Origin of the sequence: Streptomyces sp. NPDC050988 (assembly GCF_044456225.1) — a bacterium.
Lineage (GTDB): Bacteria > Actinomycetota > Actinomycetes > Streptomycetales > Streptomycetaceae > Streptomyces.
This window is the reverse complement of the sequence record NZ_JBITFQ010000019.1, coordinates 73467-88605: the sequence shown is the minus strand read 5'-3', so window position 1 is coordinate 88605 and position 15139 is coordinate 73467. Positions and strand designations below refer to the sequence as shown.

Genomic DNA, 15139 nt, shown 5'->3' with positions numbered 1-15139 from the left:
CTCGGCGATCTCCTCGGCCTGTTGGGTGTTCTGGGCGTGCAGCTCGTCAATCGCGCGGGTTCTGTGTTCACTCGACGCTGTCGTCGACCTTGAAGTTGTAGTTGACCTGTTTGCCGTTGACCGAGGTGGCGGTGACGGTGACCCCGAGGGTGTCGCTGCCGGCAGTGAGTTCGCAGCGGATCGTGGCGCCGACCCGGGCCGGGAGGTGCTCAGGGCAGGTGACCCTGTCGGGACGCTTGCCGGTGTCCGCAGCGAGCTTGTCGGAGATCGTCTGTGCGACTCGGGCCTTGTGGACAGCCCCGCCCTCGTTGACGCCCGTGTTCTCGGGCTCCGCGGGATCGTCACCGACCGGCTGTTCCTCGGCCGTCGGCCGCTTCTCGACGGCGGCTGCGATTTCGCTGGCCGTCGCCTCACTCTTCTTCTCCGCGTCGCCAATGCTGAAGGAGCATCCGGTGGCGAGAAGCACCGTCAGTGCGCCCAGCGCCGCCGCGGTCGCAACCCTCTTGTTATGCCCCGTGTTCTGCATTCCGTCCCCGTGTTTGTAGGTGATGAGACAAAGATTCAGGACTGCACAATCGACTGAATCGGTTCTGCTTACGAAAGAGGTGCGGTCGCCCTTGATGCGGCGAACGCACCTCTCGTTACGCTGAAGCTCCCGCGACTTGTCGTCGGTATCCCGGCGATTCACGCAGGGAAGTGGCGATCAGGTCGCGGAGTGGTAATTCTCTGCGCCATACCCTGGCCGGAGGTACAGACCGAACGGTCTCGAATGCCATACCAGGGCCGGGCGGTGGATCAGCCGTTCGTCAGTTGCAGCTGATCCGCGCCCCGGTTTCCATGCTGTAGTTCGCCCACACCATCGCATCCCGCGTTTTGGGTCCGTAGTCGCCGTCCGCCGCGACACCCACCTTCCTCTGGACGGAGATGAGTGCCGACTCGGTGAGGCCTCCGAAGACTCCGTCCGTTGCCAGCTTGTATCCGTAGCAGGAATTGAGGTTCTTCTGAAGGGCGCGGACTGCCGTATTGCTCATCCCCCGGTCCAGCCAGCAATCGGACCAATCGCCGGTGACGTAGGGGATGTACTTGTAAGAGGTGGGGTTTGTGACTTTGTTGTATACGTAACTCCCGTAGCTGCAAGGGGAGTCAGCCGCGGCTGCGGACGGCGCGCCGGCGAGAGCGCCGCCGAGGAGTCCGGCCAGAAGGGCGCCAGTGGCCATGGCCGACTTGGCGCGCCCGCTTCGAAGCTTGATCAATTCTGCTCCACCTTTCGATTTTCGGACGGGTTGCCCGAGTTCCTACAGGACGGGACTGCGGTTCTGATCCGGGATGGCTTTGCCCATGCCGATTCCCCGGGTGCATGAACGAGAGAGCGAAAGTGAGGTCCTGCGCGCCCGCCGAAGTCGGTTCCAGCCCCGTATGACGGGGACATTAGTCCGGCTCGGTCGCCGAGTGTGCCGGTCGTTTGCCCCACAAGCTCTTCAGCCGTTGATCGGTTGGATGGCTGCGGTCCAGGGCCGCCGCGCCCTGGACGGCAAGGAACGATGGCGGCAGGCTGGGCCAGGGGAGAACTCAAGGGAGAGCTCAAGGGAGACCCCCCAAGGCAAGTCGAAATCACCGGAGTCGGCGATAGCCGGCGAGTGACGTCCCGCACAGCCTCGGTGTCGCAGCGTGAGCGGGCCAGCAACTCCGTCTGCGTATAGGGGAGTTACCACCGGACCGTCAGATCGCTTCCGGTCCCCGTAGGGAAGATCTGCGGCTGCGCAGCGCAAGCAAGGGGCCGTGCTGGTTGATCCAGCCGGCAGTCAGTCGGCGTTGTCGCTGGTGACCTCGACTGCGGCGCCGAGGTTCGGCGCCGCCCTCCTGGCGAGTTCGCCGGCATGGTTCCGATCCACGCCCTTCGCCACGACGATGCCTGCCGCCGATCCGGACACGGCATCGCGTCGCAGAGTCGCGCCGACGACCGGGTACTGAGCGAGCACCGCCTCGTACGCGGCGACCGCCTCGGCTGGGAAACCGTCGTTGAAGTCGCTCTCCACAAAGAGCCCCGGCCCTCTGACCCTCAGGACCATCACTCCAGCAAGTGGCCGGTGCCGGTCGCCCTTGGCGTACATGTCCTTGAAGACCGCCAACGCGCCGGTGGCATCGACCGCGGTGACCTCGATCCGCCAGCGGTCGGTTGCCCCTTTCCAGGGCGCGTCATTGATGTCGGCGTCCACCACCCGGTCGTCGGCCGTCAGCGATCGCCACAGCGCCAGGACCTCTCCGGTGCGGCCCTTGTCCGCGACGACGGTGAAGGTGATGTCGTCCGCGGCGATCCGACCGGTGATCTTGTCGTGACGGGCGACGTACTTCCTCATCTCGCCCACCAGTTCGGTCACGCGGTCGGCCGAAGTGCCCTCCTTGACGGTCAGGGTGCCGGTCGACGTTCCCTTGAAGGGCAGTGTGTTGTTCTTGGTGGTGCGGATTTTCGCCACGTCCGGCGTATCGGCCCAGTTCTCTTCGAAATCCGCGGCGAGTGCCGTGCCCTTGTCGATGGCGCAGCCGGTCAACGAGGGCAGGCTCAGCACGAACGCGATGATGAGTACGGGCCACCTCAGGGCACTGGTTCTCAGCGTCGTCTCCTTGAAAGCGGGTGAGTACGCCAGGGCGGAGGCCGGAGTACGTCGGCTGGTTCGCCGTTGGTCGATTGGGTAGGGGGGCCGCCTCTGACGGAGACTGTCCGGGACTGTCAGGTCAGTTACTGACCTCCGGCCGTGGCCGACCGTTGTGGCGCAGCCGGAGCCGACGCCGGGGGTGCGAGCGCAGCACCGGATGGAGGTGCCAGCCCCGCTCCGAGGCGACGCGCAGGACGTAACCGGCCCCGGCGCCCCGGAAGTAGTGCGTTCCGAGTTCCAGGTCGCGGTGGTACTCGCGACGGTACCGGGAGGTCTCCACTCGCCGGGTCTGCTTCTCGACGCGCCGGTCCACTCGCGCCTGGTAGTACGCCGTGTCGCCCTCCCGTACCAGCGCCACCGGGACCACGCACCAGAGCGGGACGAACGGCACCCGGCCCAGCGTGGCGTCCAGCACCCGTATCGCACGCCTCTCGGCACGCGGCACCATGTGGACGATCAGCTCGGCCACCGGAGCCACGCAGTAGAAGCAGGCGGCGAGGAAGACCCACACCACCCACCACAGCGGCAGGAACACCAGGGTCAGGGGGAGAAGCAGCAGCCAGCGCAGTGCGGCCGGGCGGGCGGGAAGCGGTCCCCAGGCGGGGTCGTCGTAGTCATGCACGGATGGTGTCTTTCCCTCGGGTTCGCCGCTCGTTGAAGCCGTTCTTGCGTGCCGGGCCCTCGTGGACCGCGTCGGCCGGGCCGACGCGGTCGTCGCGGTCGTACGGCATGGTGCAGGGCACGTCGTCGGCCTGTGAGTAGGGGAGTAGGGCAGGTCGACGCCACTTCAGAGGATCCGCGCCAGCGAATTCTTCAGGGGCAAGCAGCTCTAGAAGTCGCGGCTGGCACAGCCGTTGCGCGTTCCGTCCTGCTTGTACCTGGCCCACTTCAGGTTCTCGAACACCTGCTCGCCGTACAGTCCGTCAGCGGTGATTCCCTCTTGGCCCTGGGCGTATTTGAGGGCGTCGCGTGTGGCCGGGCCGAATTCGCCGTCGACGGCGATGGATCGCCCGTAGCACGACTTGAGGGCGAGCTGAAGGGCCTCGACGCCGACTCCGGTGCTGCCGTAGTCCATCCAGCAGCGCACGTTGTAGTACCCCTGGTACCACACGTCCGGGATCTTGATCGACTGCGAGGAGGTCGTGTTGTAAATGATCTTGTGGCTGGACGAGCACTCCCCGACGTACGGCCACGCCGCCGCCGAAGGAGCGACGGCAACGGCGCCGCCGAGGAGGCCGGCGGTAAGGGCGCCGGTCGCCAGAAGGGATCTGGACCGCTTGCCGAGACGAATGGACATGGTTGTACCTCTCGTGAGGGGAGCAAGTGAACTGCCCGTGCGTCAGGCGCGCACTCGCACCTGCCTGGATGCGGGCCCGCCGCGGACGGTGTCAGCCCCGTACGACGGGACGTTAGCCCGGCCCGGTCGCCGGGTGTGCCGGTCGTTCGCCCCACAAGAAACGGCCGCCGCACGCACCGGAGGCGAATGGGCGTCCTGCCTTGATCGTGGGGCAACTACCCTTGTCTCACTGCGGCATGGGGGATTCGAGGGGGAACAGGGATGGCCGCTGAGCCGATAGAGGGCCCAAGGTCCAGCGAGCGCCTGTTGATCCTGGCCCTTGAGCGGTTCGGGGTGTGGCTCCGGTCCATCGTGGTCTGCCTGTGTGGTGTGCTGGGTGTCGTCTCGGCGGAGGCGGCGGAGATTCCCCTGGCGTTGTCTCTGCTGGTGCCCGCTTTCCTCGCCTGTGGTGTGCGCCTCTACTCGCTGCGCCGCCCGCGCCTGTTCCCGCTCGCCCTGCTGTGGACGCTGGACGCGGCCGTGGTGGTGCTGACGGGGTTGTCTCAGCCGGTGATCGGCGGTGAGTCCGCGAACGTGATGGTGGAGGCGATGGTCGGCATCAGCGTCGTCGCCTTCCAGTACGAGTGGGCGACGCGACCGGCGGCCGGGGCCGCCCTGGCCGCGTTGGGAGCCGGCGTCAGCGTGCTGGGTGACGTTCTCTCCTCGCCCGGGCACAGCCCCGACGTGGTGCCCCTGGTGCGCATGCTGATCCAGGTGGGCCTGTCGAGGGCCGCCTACCTCATCGTCCGGGGGCTGGCCAGGGCGGCCGACCGGTCGGCCGCGGTCAGGGCGGAGGCGCGCCGGGAGATGGAAGTCGCCGCCGCACGGAGGGCGACCGAGCGCGAGTACCTGGCGACCCTGCACGACACGGCGAGCGCGACTCTGTTGATGGTCTCCCAGGGCGACGGCCGGGACTGGTCGTGGCTGCCCCCGCGTGCCAGACAGGATCTGGAGGCCATGTCCGCCGTGCCCGGATTCGAGACGGGGAGCGTCGACCTCGCGGCTCTTCTCGGCTGTGTGCCCGAGGGTGAGGGACAGGCCAGAGTGCGCCTCAAGACGCGCATCGACGGCCCGCTCGCGATTCCGTCAGGACCCGGGCTCGCGATATTCAACGGGGTCCGCGAGGCCGTCACCAATGTGGCACGCCATGCCGGGGTGCGGGAGGCGGAGCTCAGGGCATGGACTGAGGGGGGCGGCGCCGTCGTCGAACTGTCCGACGCGGGACGGGGTTTCGACCCGGAGTCCGTCCCCGCGCGGCGACGGGGCATCAACGGTTCCATCATCGGCAGGATGCACGCGGTCGGAGGCTCCGCCACGGTCACCTCCCGTCCGGAGACCGGGACCCGCGTGCAGTGGCGTTGGCACGGCCCGGCCCAGGCGTCACCGGCAGGGGACAGTGCACAGGTGACCGCCGTTCCGCGCCCGTCACGGGTGGCCGGCCTACCGCGCCCGCCCCGTGCCCAGGTACAGCACACCGCCGACGTCCGCTTCATCCGCGGGCGGCTTCTCTACGGGACCCAACTGGCCGTGCTGCTGATCAGCCTGGTGTGGCAGTTCACCATCTCGCTGCGCCGGCTCGTGGTCCACCAGGACATGTACCGCCCCGCATGGGCACAGACTGCTGCCTTCGTCTGCCTAGCCGCCGTCGCCGTGATCGGGGGTGCCTATCTGCTGCGTGGCAGACGGATCCCGCGGAGGGTGCGCTGGTGGAGCCTGGCCTCGGTGCTGGCCGTTTCGGCGGTGTGCGCCTTCACGCTCCCGCCGGATCAGTCGACAGGCGCGCCGGACTGGGCGTTCGGAGTGGTCGGCTGGCATGCGCTGTTCCTGCTGGCAGACCTGCGGGTCAGGGTGTACGCGGCGTTCCTCGGGGCGCATGTGGGGCTCAACGCCACCGCTGTGTTCCTGTCCGGGGAGCCGACCGTCGCCCAGTGGGCCACCATGGGGATCTCCACGATAGGCAGCTGCGGCTTCCAGCTCTCCGTCGGTGTACTGATGACGTACCTGCTCCACGGTACGGCGCCGGCCGCGGGGACCGCGGCCGCACGGGAGGAAGAACTGCGTACCCGGGAACGCATCCACGAGGACATGCAGCGTGATCACAAGGAGCGCTATCGCGCGCTGACGGCGACGACCGTGCCGCTGCTCGTGGGCCTCGGCCATGGTGTGCTGAGCCCGCACGACGAGGAGGTCAGGCTGCGGTGCGGCGTGGAAGCCGCCCGTATGCGCCGCCTGTTCGCGGAGAGCGATGCCGTCCTGGACCCGCTGCTCAACGAGTTGCGGGCGTGCGTCGAGGTGGCCGAGCACCAAGGGGTGACTGTGAGCCTGGCAGTACGAGGCCGGCCGGGTGAGGTGCCTGTGGAGGTACGGAGGGAGTTGATCGACCCGGTGGCGGTGATTCTGGGGCGTACCCGCTCGGCCGCGCGGGTGACTGTCGTGTGGACACCGCGCGCGGTGCGCGTGAGCGTGGTCAGCGAGGACTGCGCCGGCGGCCGGGGCACGGACGAAGCCGATCAGGCACACGGCCCTGCCACGAACGCGCAGGTGGCCGTGGAGCGAACAACGCGCGGCGGAAGTGTGTGGGTGGAAGCCGGCTGGAGAAGACCGGCCGCCTCCGGAGTTGACCTCACATGAGTGACAACGCACCGGTCAGCGTGGTCGTCGTCGACGACCATCCCGCCATCCTCTCGGGCATAGAGGCCTGGTACGCCGCGGCACGGCGACCCATCACCGTGGTCGCGGCCGGCGACTCCGTACGGGAAGCCTGGACCGAGCCGGGCAGCACGGCCGACGTCGTCGTCCTGGATCTGCAACTGGCCGAAGGCGGCCCCGCGTTCGGCAGCCTCCGAAGACTCGTCGACGCCGGGCGGCAGGTGGTCGTCTACTCGATGCGGGACGACGAGAAGACAGCGCTCAACTGCCTGGACCTGGGAGCCGCGACCTATCTGACCAAGAGCGAGGGCCGGGACCACCTGGTCGAGGCGACGCTGGCAGCGGCGGACGAGCGGCCCTACATGCCGCCCGCGCTGGCCGGCGCGCTGGGAACGAACACCCGCGCCGACCGTCCCCAGCTCTCCGTCCGCGAGGAGAACGTGCTCATCGAGTGGTTCCAGTCGGAGTCCAAGGAGTTGGTCGCGCAACGTCTCGGGATCTCCGTACGAACGGTCAACTCGTATCTGGACCGGGTGCGCATCAAGTACGCGAACGTCGGCCGACCCGCGCGGACCAAGGCAAGCTTGGTCGCCCGCGCCATCCAGGACGGGCTGGTCGACGTGGACGACCTCTGACGGGGCGCTCAGCCAACAGAGCGTCATCCGCTACCTGCCCCCTGCCCCTGCCCTCGCACAAGCCGGCCTCACCCACCTGCTCGTCGAAGACCGCGATGTTGCCGATCCCCTGACCGAGCGGATTCTCCATGCTGGTTCTGGGCAGCGGCGCGCGTTCATCCAGACCGGTCGAGGTCCGAGTCCAATCGTTGCCGTTGCTGTCGATGAAGTACATGAACTCGGCGGCCCAGCGATGGTCGGGATCGGAGAGCTTGGGCCGCTCCTCTCGGGGCGTGTCGGCCGTACCCAGCAGCAGACTGGACGCCGGGTACACGATGTCGGCGCATGGGGGCACGTTGTCCCGCCGCATGCGTTGCCAGGCCCTTGGCGCCCGCGAGGCCTCGGGGCCAGGAGCCGGCTCCGGACCGGGGGGCTCCTCACGGAGCCGTGCCCGGACGTGGTTCGGCGCCGGCCGATGCCGAGCGCGACGTAATCGGGCCCGTCTCTGCGGTGTGCTGGTCACTCGTCCTCCTTGGCCCGGCAGGGGCGTTGATGCTCGCGCGCGACTCCCGCACATCACTTGCCGAGTCTCCGCTCGTCGACACACAGTGTCATTGGAGACCAGCGAGCCGGACCTGGCTGCAGCACCCGATCTGCACCAATGGACGGCAGATATCCATCAGGAAGGGGCGGTGAAGCGGTCGGTAATTGTTCAAGGTGCGTCACCGCGTCTGATCGGACGCGCAGGCTGCTGTACTGCTGTCCCAGCGGAGGGTACGGGGGACGGGGAGGCAGTTGGGTACGAGCGTCCAAGCAGGGGACATCAGCGGGCAGTTGGTCGTCGGCGACAACAACGACGTCCATGTCGTGAACCACATCGTCGTGCTCGACCACGGATCGTCCGTGGCGCCGAGCGCCGAGGGGCCACCGCAGGTCCGGCGCCGCCCCCGGCCGGCGGACTGGGTGCGGCCCCCGCGGGCCCCCGTGCTGCTCGGGCGTGACGAGGAACGCGCCCGCATCAACAACCGGCTCTCCGAGGGGTATGCCGTCCGGGTGCACGGCCCGCCAGGCAGCGGCAGGACGGCCCTGCTGAGCCGCGTCGCCGCGGACCGCGAACCGGAAGCACCGGTGGTCTTCGTCCATGCGGCCGGTCTGGACGCCGAAGACGTCCTCCAGCAGATCTTCCAGTCCTGCTACGACACCAAGGACTACAAGCCCGGATCGGCGCTGCTGCGGCGGCTCATGGCACCAGTGGAGGCACTGGTCGTCGTCGACGACTTCGAGGACCCCGATCCCGGCGGGCTCGCCGCGCTGCGGAACGCGCTGCCCGGCTGTGACGTGCTGGTCTCCTCCACCGAGCACGGCCTGGCCGAAACGGGAGCCGGTACCCGCGACTGCCGGCTCGGCGGACTGTCGGCGAGCGCGTCGCTCGCCCTGCTGGAACGGGAACTGGACCGGTCCCTCAGCGAAGCGGAGGCGCGGGAGGCCGCCCGTTTCACCGCCGAGGTGCACGGACATCCGCGCGCCCTGGTCACGGCGGCGGCCCTGTTGGAGGCGGGAGGCAGCACCGCCGCCGCGGCCTTCACCGCGGACGAGGCCTCGGTGGCCTCGGGACTCGCCGGACGGCTCGGCCAGGAAACCGCCCAACTGCTCGGTGCCCTGTGCGCCTTCCAGCCGCTTCCCGTGCCCGAGGCCCTCCTCGGGGCGGTCGGTGCGGGCACCCCTGTGCCTGAGACCTTGACGGAAATTCAGGGGTTGCGCCTGGTCACCCGTGAGAGCGGCGGCTACCGCGCCGGGGGACGGCTCGCCACCCTGGTCGCCGAAAGGGCCGGCACTCTGCGGGTCGCGGCCGACGCCACCGCCGGACTCGCCGACTGGATCGGTCGGCGTCCTGGCTGGTCCGAGGTCTCCGCCGGGTCGGGGCTGATCCGGCGCGCTCTCGCCGAGGCGGCACGACAGGGCGACGACGTAGCCGTACGGGACTTGGCGCGGGCCGCCGCACCTGTGCTGGCCCGCGGCCTGTGCTGGGGTGCCTGGAAAGAGGTGCTGGCGCTCGGCGGCGCAGCGGCTGCCCGGCTCGGCGCCACCGAGGACGTGACGTACTTCGCGCGGGAGGAGAACGTACGGTGCACGGCACTGGGTCTGGCGAGTGTGGCCGTGGGGCTGGCTTCGGCGGCCGGTGGTGTGGCTGCCGGTCAGGCCATCGGCGGTACGGGACCGCGGACGGCAGAGGGAGCGCAGGACGGCGGGGCCGGACTGTCGGGTGGTTCCGGTGCCGGGCTGAGCGGTCCGATGGCGGCCGGGCTCGGGGTACTGGTGTTGGGAGTCGGGGGTTTGCTGGCGGGACTGCTCGCGTCGGGCGGCGACAGCACGCCTCGCGCGCGCCCCGCGGCCACCCCCTATTCCGCTCCCGGCTCCACCACCGCCCCAGGTCACCCTGGCACATTCGAGCCCTCGCACCCGGGAGTGCGCGGGCCCTCGCACAAGCCGCCGGACCGGGAGACCGGGCAGGGCGACGGCTCCCGACAGCCCGGCAGCGATGAGCCGGAAGAGCCGTTCCGCCCCATATCCCCGCCGCCCGTCAGCCGACAGCCGTCCAGCTGCAGCCTGGAGGGACACACCGCAGAGTCCTTTCAAGCCTTGCCCGTGGGGGACGAGGACAGCCGCACGATCACGTACAGCGGTTACGACTGCGACAGCGACGAGAGCGTCACTCTCTCCGTCACGCCGGAGACGCAGCCGCCGTCCTTCACCGTTGAGCACCAAGGGTGCTCGCCCACCGGTGACCGGCAGTTCCTCTGCACCATGATCGTCACCTTCCGGCCCCAGAGCCCCGGCTCCTACACGGCACTACTGGACGTGACCCACGACGGCGACACCATCGGTATGACCATTCCGGCCGAGGCCTTCACCCAAGAGTCGCCGTCGGAGACACCAGTGGATTCCGGCGGCTGACCCGCTTCCGCACGACATCGAGGAGACACCATGACCGACGAGCCAACCGACGTCCGCTCCCTTCGAGCCCGTGACATCTCCGGTCAAGCGGTGGTCGGGGACGGCAACCGCGTCGTAGGCGCCGGACACGGCGCCGCGCCGCCCGCGGCCACCGTGACCGAGGCCCAACTGGCCGTCTTGCGTGACGCCTTCGCCTCCGTGCGGGCGGAGATTCCCCCGGGAGGCCCGGCCACCGACCGCGCGGGCGAACTTCTGGACGAGCTTGAGGAGGCCGTTACCGCCCCCCAGACCGATCTGACGACGATGGCTTACGTCAGGCGCTGGTTCACCACCAACCTTCCGGCTCTGGCGGGCAGCGTCGCCGCGCTGCTGGTCCACCCCGTCGTGGCCCAACTGGCCGAGACGGCGGGCGGTGGCCTGGCGGCCGGCTATCACGACCTGGTCAACGGCTGAGGGCAGGACCAGTCCCGAAGCCGCCGGTGGCAGACGTGTTCACGTACTTCGGCTAGGGCGGTACGGATCGCCGTCAGGGCCCGCTCGCCGCCCGACGCGAGGGTGTCGACCAGCCGGGACACCGTCGCATCGGAGCCATCGGCCCAACGGTCTCTGCGTTTCTGATCACCTACCGGTCACCCTGCCATGTAGAAGCGCGAGGCGAGTCATTTGTCGACGCCGCACCGCCTGGCTCGTCGGTCTACTCCAAGCGGATGTGCTTGCCTGTCCAGTGCTACGGAGAGGTGGGCAGGTGCGGGGAGCGGAGCACGAGCAGGGTGATCTCGCTGGGGGCGAAGACGCGGAACGGCGGCCCCCAGAAGCCGGTGCCCCGGCTGGTGTAGAGGTGGGTGCGGGTGCCGTGGTGGCTGAGGCCGGCGATGACGGGCTGGTCGATGCGGACCAGGTGGTGGAAGGGCCAGATCTGGCCGCCGTGGGTGTGGCCGGAGAGTTGGAGGTCGATGCCGGCGGCTGCCGCCCGGTCGACGAACTTGGGCTGGTGGGCCAGGAGCAGGACGGGTAGGTCGGGGTCGGTGCCGTTCAGGGCTCCGGCGAGGTGGGCGCGGTGGCCTGCCAGGCCGGAGGACTCGGCGGTGACGTCGTCCACGCCGGCGACCACGAGAGTGTCGCCTCCGCGTTCGAGCAGCAGGTGGCGGTTGCGCAGTGGTTCCCAGCCCAGCTCGTCCATCAGGTCGACCCAGCCCTGGGCCTCGCTGTAGTACTCGTGGTTGCCGGTGACGTAGACGCGGGCCTGGGTGGCTTGCACGGTACCGAGGGGGACGGCCTGGGCGCGGCGGCGTTCGGCCGTGCCGTCCGCGATGTCGCCGGTGTGGCAGACCAGGTCGGCTTCCAGTGTGTTCACCGTCTCGCACACCCGCGCCGACCAGCGGGTGCGGTCGAGCGGGCCGTAGTGCGTGTCGGTGATGAGGACGACGCGAGTGCCGTCCAACCCGGCACCCAGCCGGGGGAGTTGCACGTCGAGGCAGCGCACGCGGGGCACACGGCGGGCTTCGGCGTACCCCCAGGCGAGCAGTACGGCGGTGGTGCCGAGGACGGCCCACGTGACGATCCGGGCCCGGTCCTGGCCCTCGCCGACACCGGCCACGGTCAGGGCGAGCCGCAACAGGACACCGAGCAGAACCGACCAGGTGAACAGAACCCAGCTGGCGCCCAGCAGGGTGTCACCGATGATCGCCGCCCAGTCCTGCTGGCGCCGGCCGTGGCCGCGCCCCATCGCGAGCGGCATGGCCACGAGGCCGAGGACGAACTGGGCGGTACCGACCAGCGTGACGGGCAGCGGCCAGTGCTGGCCGCTGAACAGGAGTACCCAGCAGGGCACGGCCCACAGCAGAACGGGGGCGATGAGGGGGAGGTAGCGCATGAGGCGTTGCAGTCGGCTCCGCCGTGGAGCCTGTACTTCGCCTTCGGCGGGTCGGGTGTCGCTGGTGTCGGTCACGCTTCCCCATTCTGACCAGGCTGCCGTCTCGCGCACTGTATCCGGTCGCCCTCGGGCCGGCCGGAGGGGCGTTCATGGGAGCGCCCGTGTGGGGCGAAGAGTTCCTGCGGGATGGCGTGACCTCGGCTCTGGTCGCCTCACTGACGGGCGACGGCACACGCGCCAAGCAGGCTTCCGCGCCGTCCGGACTGAGCTACGCAGTGAACCCGGCCGACGGCCCATCGGCCGGCGTCACTGGACCCTGCGCCACCGACGCCGTTGCCAGCACCAGCAGAGCGGAGACGTGTCCGCTGATGCGCGGAGGAAAGTTCGGCAGGGATGTCGAGAACGGCGTGGTGGCTCCGTCCCAGGGGCAGAAGCGGCCACCGTGGTCGCTCAGCCTTGGGAGGCCCGCCATGACGAACGACCGGATCACCGAGATCCTCAATCGCCCGCTGAGCCAGGAGCTGCTGGCTCGTGACCTCTGCCGCCTGGCCTACGTGGCCAAGGACGGGACACCGCGGAACATCCCGATCGCCTTCGCCTGGAACGGCAAGGAGGCCGTGATGTGCACGTCGAAGAACGCCCCGAAGCTGGCTTCGCTCCGGGAGAACCCGGCCGTCGCCATCACGATCGACACTGAGGTGCACCCGCCCAAGATCCTCCTCGTCCGCGGCACCGTTGAACTCGACGAGGTCGACGGCATTCCCGAGGAATACCTGGAGATGAACGGCTCGTACGAGATGACGGCCGAACAGCGGGTCGAGTGGGAGGCCGAGGTCCGCTCGCTCTACGACGGCATGGTCCGCATCGTGATGACGCCGACCTGGGCCAAGCTGATCGACTTCGAGACGACCCTGCCCAGCGCCGTCGAGGAACTCGTCCAGCAGCGTGCGGAACGTCAGCGGCACACTGGCGACAGCGAGGGGTCCGACGAGACAGCAACGCCGAAGTCATGACCATCCGGCGCCTGGAGCGAGCCATCCAGCCTCGGCAGGAGAGGCCCGACCACCCATCCGGAACTTTCTTGGCCGCTATCAAGAGCGAGGAGATCCTGAACGTGCGCTTCGAGTCAGGGGAGCCCTTTCGGAGACCATCCACCCAGCGTTCAAGACAAGCGTGACGGGTTCATCGACTCGGTCGACGCAAACGCGAGAGAGTGCGGCAACAGGGCCTCCTGGTGATCGTTTTGGTTCGCATCCCCGACCCACCAAGAGACCCTGTTCTCATACGCCGATCCCCGCGCGGTCACCCGATCAGGAACCCTGTACGACCTGGCCAACCCCGTGATCGACAGGCGGATCGCATCTCAGAACAGGCGGCCCGTTCCGGTGTTGCCGATCGGCTTCACGCGTACGGTGTTCCCGCGCCACTCGCCTGCCTCACACCGAGAACTCGCGTATTACCGTGTTGCGGAACACCGCGCTGCCCCCGATCGTGAACAGCGCGAGCCGGGTGTCCAGCAGGTATGGGAACACCTGACTGGTGTGCACGTAGCGGCCGTCGTCGATGAACATCTCCACCGACGTGCGGTCCACCAGGATGCGCAGCCTCACCGTTCTGGCGGACGGGTCGAACGGGGTGTGGCTCTCCTGCCACTTGCCGGACGTGTCGGCGTTCACCGTGTTGCGTCGGTTGAGGAAGGCGTAGTCGGCGTAGATCCCGGCGTCGATGTGCCGACCGCCGCTGGGGGAGCGCCTCAACTGGAGGCCCGCGCCGGTGAGTTGGGACCAGGTGATCTCGGTCGTCACCTCGTAGGAGAGGCCGGTGTAGTCGAGCACCTTCGTGCCGTCCACGGTCACGTCGCCCAGGTTCACGGTGCGAGAGACATGCGAGTCGAGGCCGGCGACGGGCTGCGAGGCGAGGTAGTAGGTGCCGTCTGACGCCTTCTTCAGTGTGATCTCGCGGACGATGGAGTCGGTGCCGTTGAAGCCGTCGCAGTCGATCGTGGGGGTGGTGTCGGCGTAGTCCCAGTTGTTCACCCACCCGATCGCGTACCGGGCGGCCGCATCCACCGCGCCCCTCGCGTCCCGCTTCTCGAAGGTGACGGCGCCGTACCAGTCCCATCCGTGGTCGAGCCACTGCGGGTCACTCGCGTCGGCGGTGAACGCGCTGCCGTCGAACGAACCCGTCCAGTAGGCATACGTGTTGGGCAGCCCCGAGCCCTTGCCGTTGGCGCTCACGCCGAGCACCCACTTGGCGGTGCCGTCGCCAGCGGTGATGCGGAACAGGTCGGGGCACTCCAGGACGCCGATGCCGCCGTGGACGAAACCGCCCACGTACGTCCAGGACTTGAGGTTGCCGGAGTGATAGAAGCCGATCTTGTCGTTCTCCGCGAGGAGCATCACCCAGCGGCCCCGGTCCTCGTCGCGGATCACCTTGGGATCGCGGAAGTCGGCGACCCCCGGGTTGGGTAGGACAGGGTCGGTCCCGTAGTTGGTGAAGGTGAGACCGCCGTCGGTCGAGTAGTACAGGAACTGCTCCTGGTGGTCGGTGCCGCCGCCGGGGGACATCGTGACGATGACGACGACCGCGTCCGCGCCGAATCCGGCCGTGTTGCCGGTGTCGACCACCGCCGAACCCGACCAGAGATCGCCGTTGGACGTGGTGTCCTTGGGTACGGCGACCCCGCGGTCGGTGAAGGAGACCAGGTCCTTGGTGGTGGCCAGGCGCCACGCGGTGCCGACGACACCGGTGAAGTAGTCGGCGTTGTAGAGGTAGTAGTAGCGGTACTCGCCGTCGATCCAGACGGGCCGCTGCGGGTCGTTCTTCCACTGGTCGGGGACCGTGAAGTGGTACGCGGCGCGGTAACTCGCCCCGCTCGCTGCGGACTTGGTTCTGCGATTTGCCGTGGCCCCGGGCTCGGGCTCCGGTGCGGCCGTGGCCGTCCCGGTGGACAGCAGTGCGGCGGCGGTGCCCGCCGCCGATCCCGCGAACAGTGATCTCCTGGAAAGCCCCGATGTTCCGGGCATGACGCATCGTTCCTCTCGTGGCGGCTCACGAC

12 protein-coding genes are annotated in these 15139 nt (G+C 68.9%); 5 read left to right on the top strand and 7 right to left on the bottom strand.

Annotated elements, in window-relative coordinates; genetic code table 11:
• Positions 1–67: 67 nt before the first annotated feature.
• The 5 genes from ACIBEI_RS32205 to ACIBEI_RS32185 all read right to left on the bottom strand — a co-directional run bounded on the left by ACIBEI_RS32205 (position 68) and on the right by ACIBEI_RS32185 (position 3951).
• Positions 68–526: a DUF4333 domain-containing protein gene (locus tag ACIBEI_RS32205; RefSeq protein WP_398893726.1), complete on the bottom strand. Its 459-nt coding sequence runs from the start codon at positions 524–526 to the stop codon at positions 68–70.
• A gap of 280 nt (positions 527–806) precedes the next feature.
• Positions 807–1253: a peptidoglycan-binding protein gene (locus ACIBEI_RS32200; RefSeq protein WP_398893725.1), complete on the bottom strand. Its 447-nt coding sequence runs from the start codon at positions 1251–1253 to the stop codon at positions 807–809.
• 549 nt (positions 1254–1802) lie between these two features.
• Entirely contained in the window at positions 1803–2567 is a 765-nt protein-coding gene (locus ACIBEI_RS32195) for a hypothetical protein (protein ID WP_398893724.1), read from the bottom strand.
• Positions 2568–2733: 166 nt separating this feature from the next.
• On the bottom strand, positions 2734–3276 hold the full coding sequence (locus ACIBEI_RS32190) for a hypothetical protein (protein WP_398893723.1): 543 nt from the start codon (positions 3274–3276) through the stop codon (positions 2734–2736).
• A gap of 207 nt (positions 3277–3483) precedes the next feature.
• Positions 3484–3951 carry a peptidoglycan-binding domain-containing protein gene (locus ACIBEI_RS32185; RefSeq protein WP_398893722.1) on the bottom strand — a complete coding sequence of 156 codons (468 nt, stop codon included), beginning with the start codon at positions 3949–3951 and terminating at the stop codon, positions 3484–3486.
• 261 nt (positions 3952–4212) lie between these two features.
• Here ACIBEI_RS32185 and ACIBEI_RS32180 point away from each other — a divergent pair, with 261 nt between their 5' ends.
• The 4 genes from ACIBEI_RS32180 to ACIBEI_RS32165 all read left to right on the top strand — a co-directional run bounded on the left by ACIBEI_RS32180 (position 4213) and on the right by ACIBEI_RS32165 (position 10661).
• Entirely contained in the window at positions 4213–6621 is a 2409-nt protein-coding gene (locus ACIBEI_RS32180) for a sensor histidine kinase (RefSeq protein WP_398893721.1), read from the top strand.
• The gene (locus ACIBEI_RS32175; protein ID WP_189839715.1) at positions 6618–7274 is read left to right on the top strand and encodes a response regulator transcription factor; all 657 of its coding nucleotides are present in this window, start codon (positions 6618–6620) and stop codon (positions 7272–7274) included. Before ACIBEI_RS32180 ends, ACIBEI_RS32175 begins: the two co-directional genes overlap by 4 nt.
• Positions 7275–8048: 774 nt before the next feature.
• Positions 8049–10208 carry a hypothetical protein gene (locus tag ACIBEI_RS32170; RefSeq protein ID WP_398893720.1) on the top strand — a complete coding sequence of 720 codons (2160 nt, stop codon included), beginning with the start codon at positions 8049–8051 and terminating at the stop codon, positions 10206–10208.
• A 30-nt stretch (positions 10209–10238) separates the two neighbouring features.
• On the top strand, positions 10239–10661 hold the full coding sequence (locus ACIBEI_RS32165) for a hypothetical protein (protein ID WP_398893719.1): 423 nt from the start codon (positions 10239–10241) through the stop codon (positions 10659–10661).
• A gap of 274 nt (positions 10662–10935) precedes the next feature.
• On the opposite strand, the gene ACIBEI_RS32160 is transcribed toward ACIBEI_RS32165, so the two are convergent.
• Positions 10936–12156 carry a metallophosphoesterase gene (locus ACIBEI_RS32160; protein ID WP_398893718.1) on the bottom strand — a complete coding sequence of 407 codons (1221 nt, stop codon included), beginning with the start codon at positions 12154–12156 and terminating at the stop codon, positions 10936–10938.
• Positions 12157–12551: 395 nt separating this feature from the next.
• On the opposite strand from ACIBEI_RS32160, the gene ACIBEI_RS32155 reads away from it, so the two are divergent.
• Positions 12552–13094 carry a pyridoxamine 5'-phosphate oxidase family protein gene (locus tag ACIBEI_RS32155; RefSeq protein ID WP_398893801.1) on the top strand — a complete coding sequence of 181 codons (543 nt, stop codon included), beginning with the start codon at positions 12552–12554 and terminating at the stop codon, positions 13092–13094.
• Between the two features lie 423 nt (positions 13095–13517).
• On the opposite strand, the gene ACIBEI_RS32150 is transcribed toward ACIBEI_RS32155, so the two are convergent.
• Positions 13518–15107: a glycoside hydrolase family 32 protein gene (locus ACIBEI_RS32150; RefSeq protein WP_398893717.1), complete on the bottom strand. Its 1590-nt coding sequence runs from the start codon at positions 15105–15107 to the stop codon at positions 13518–13520.
• Between the last annotated feature and the right edge of the window lie 32 nt (positions 15108–15139).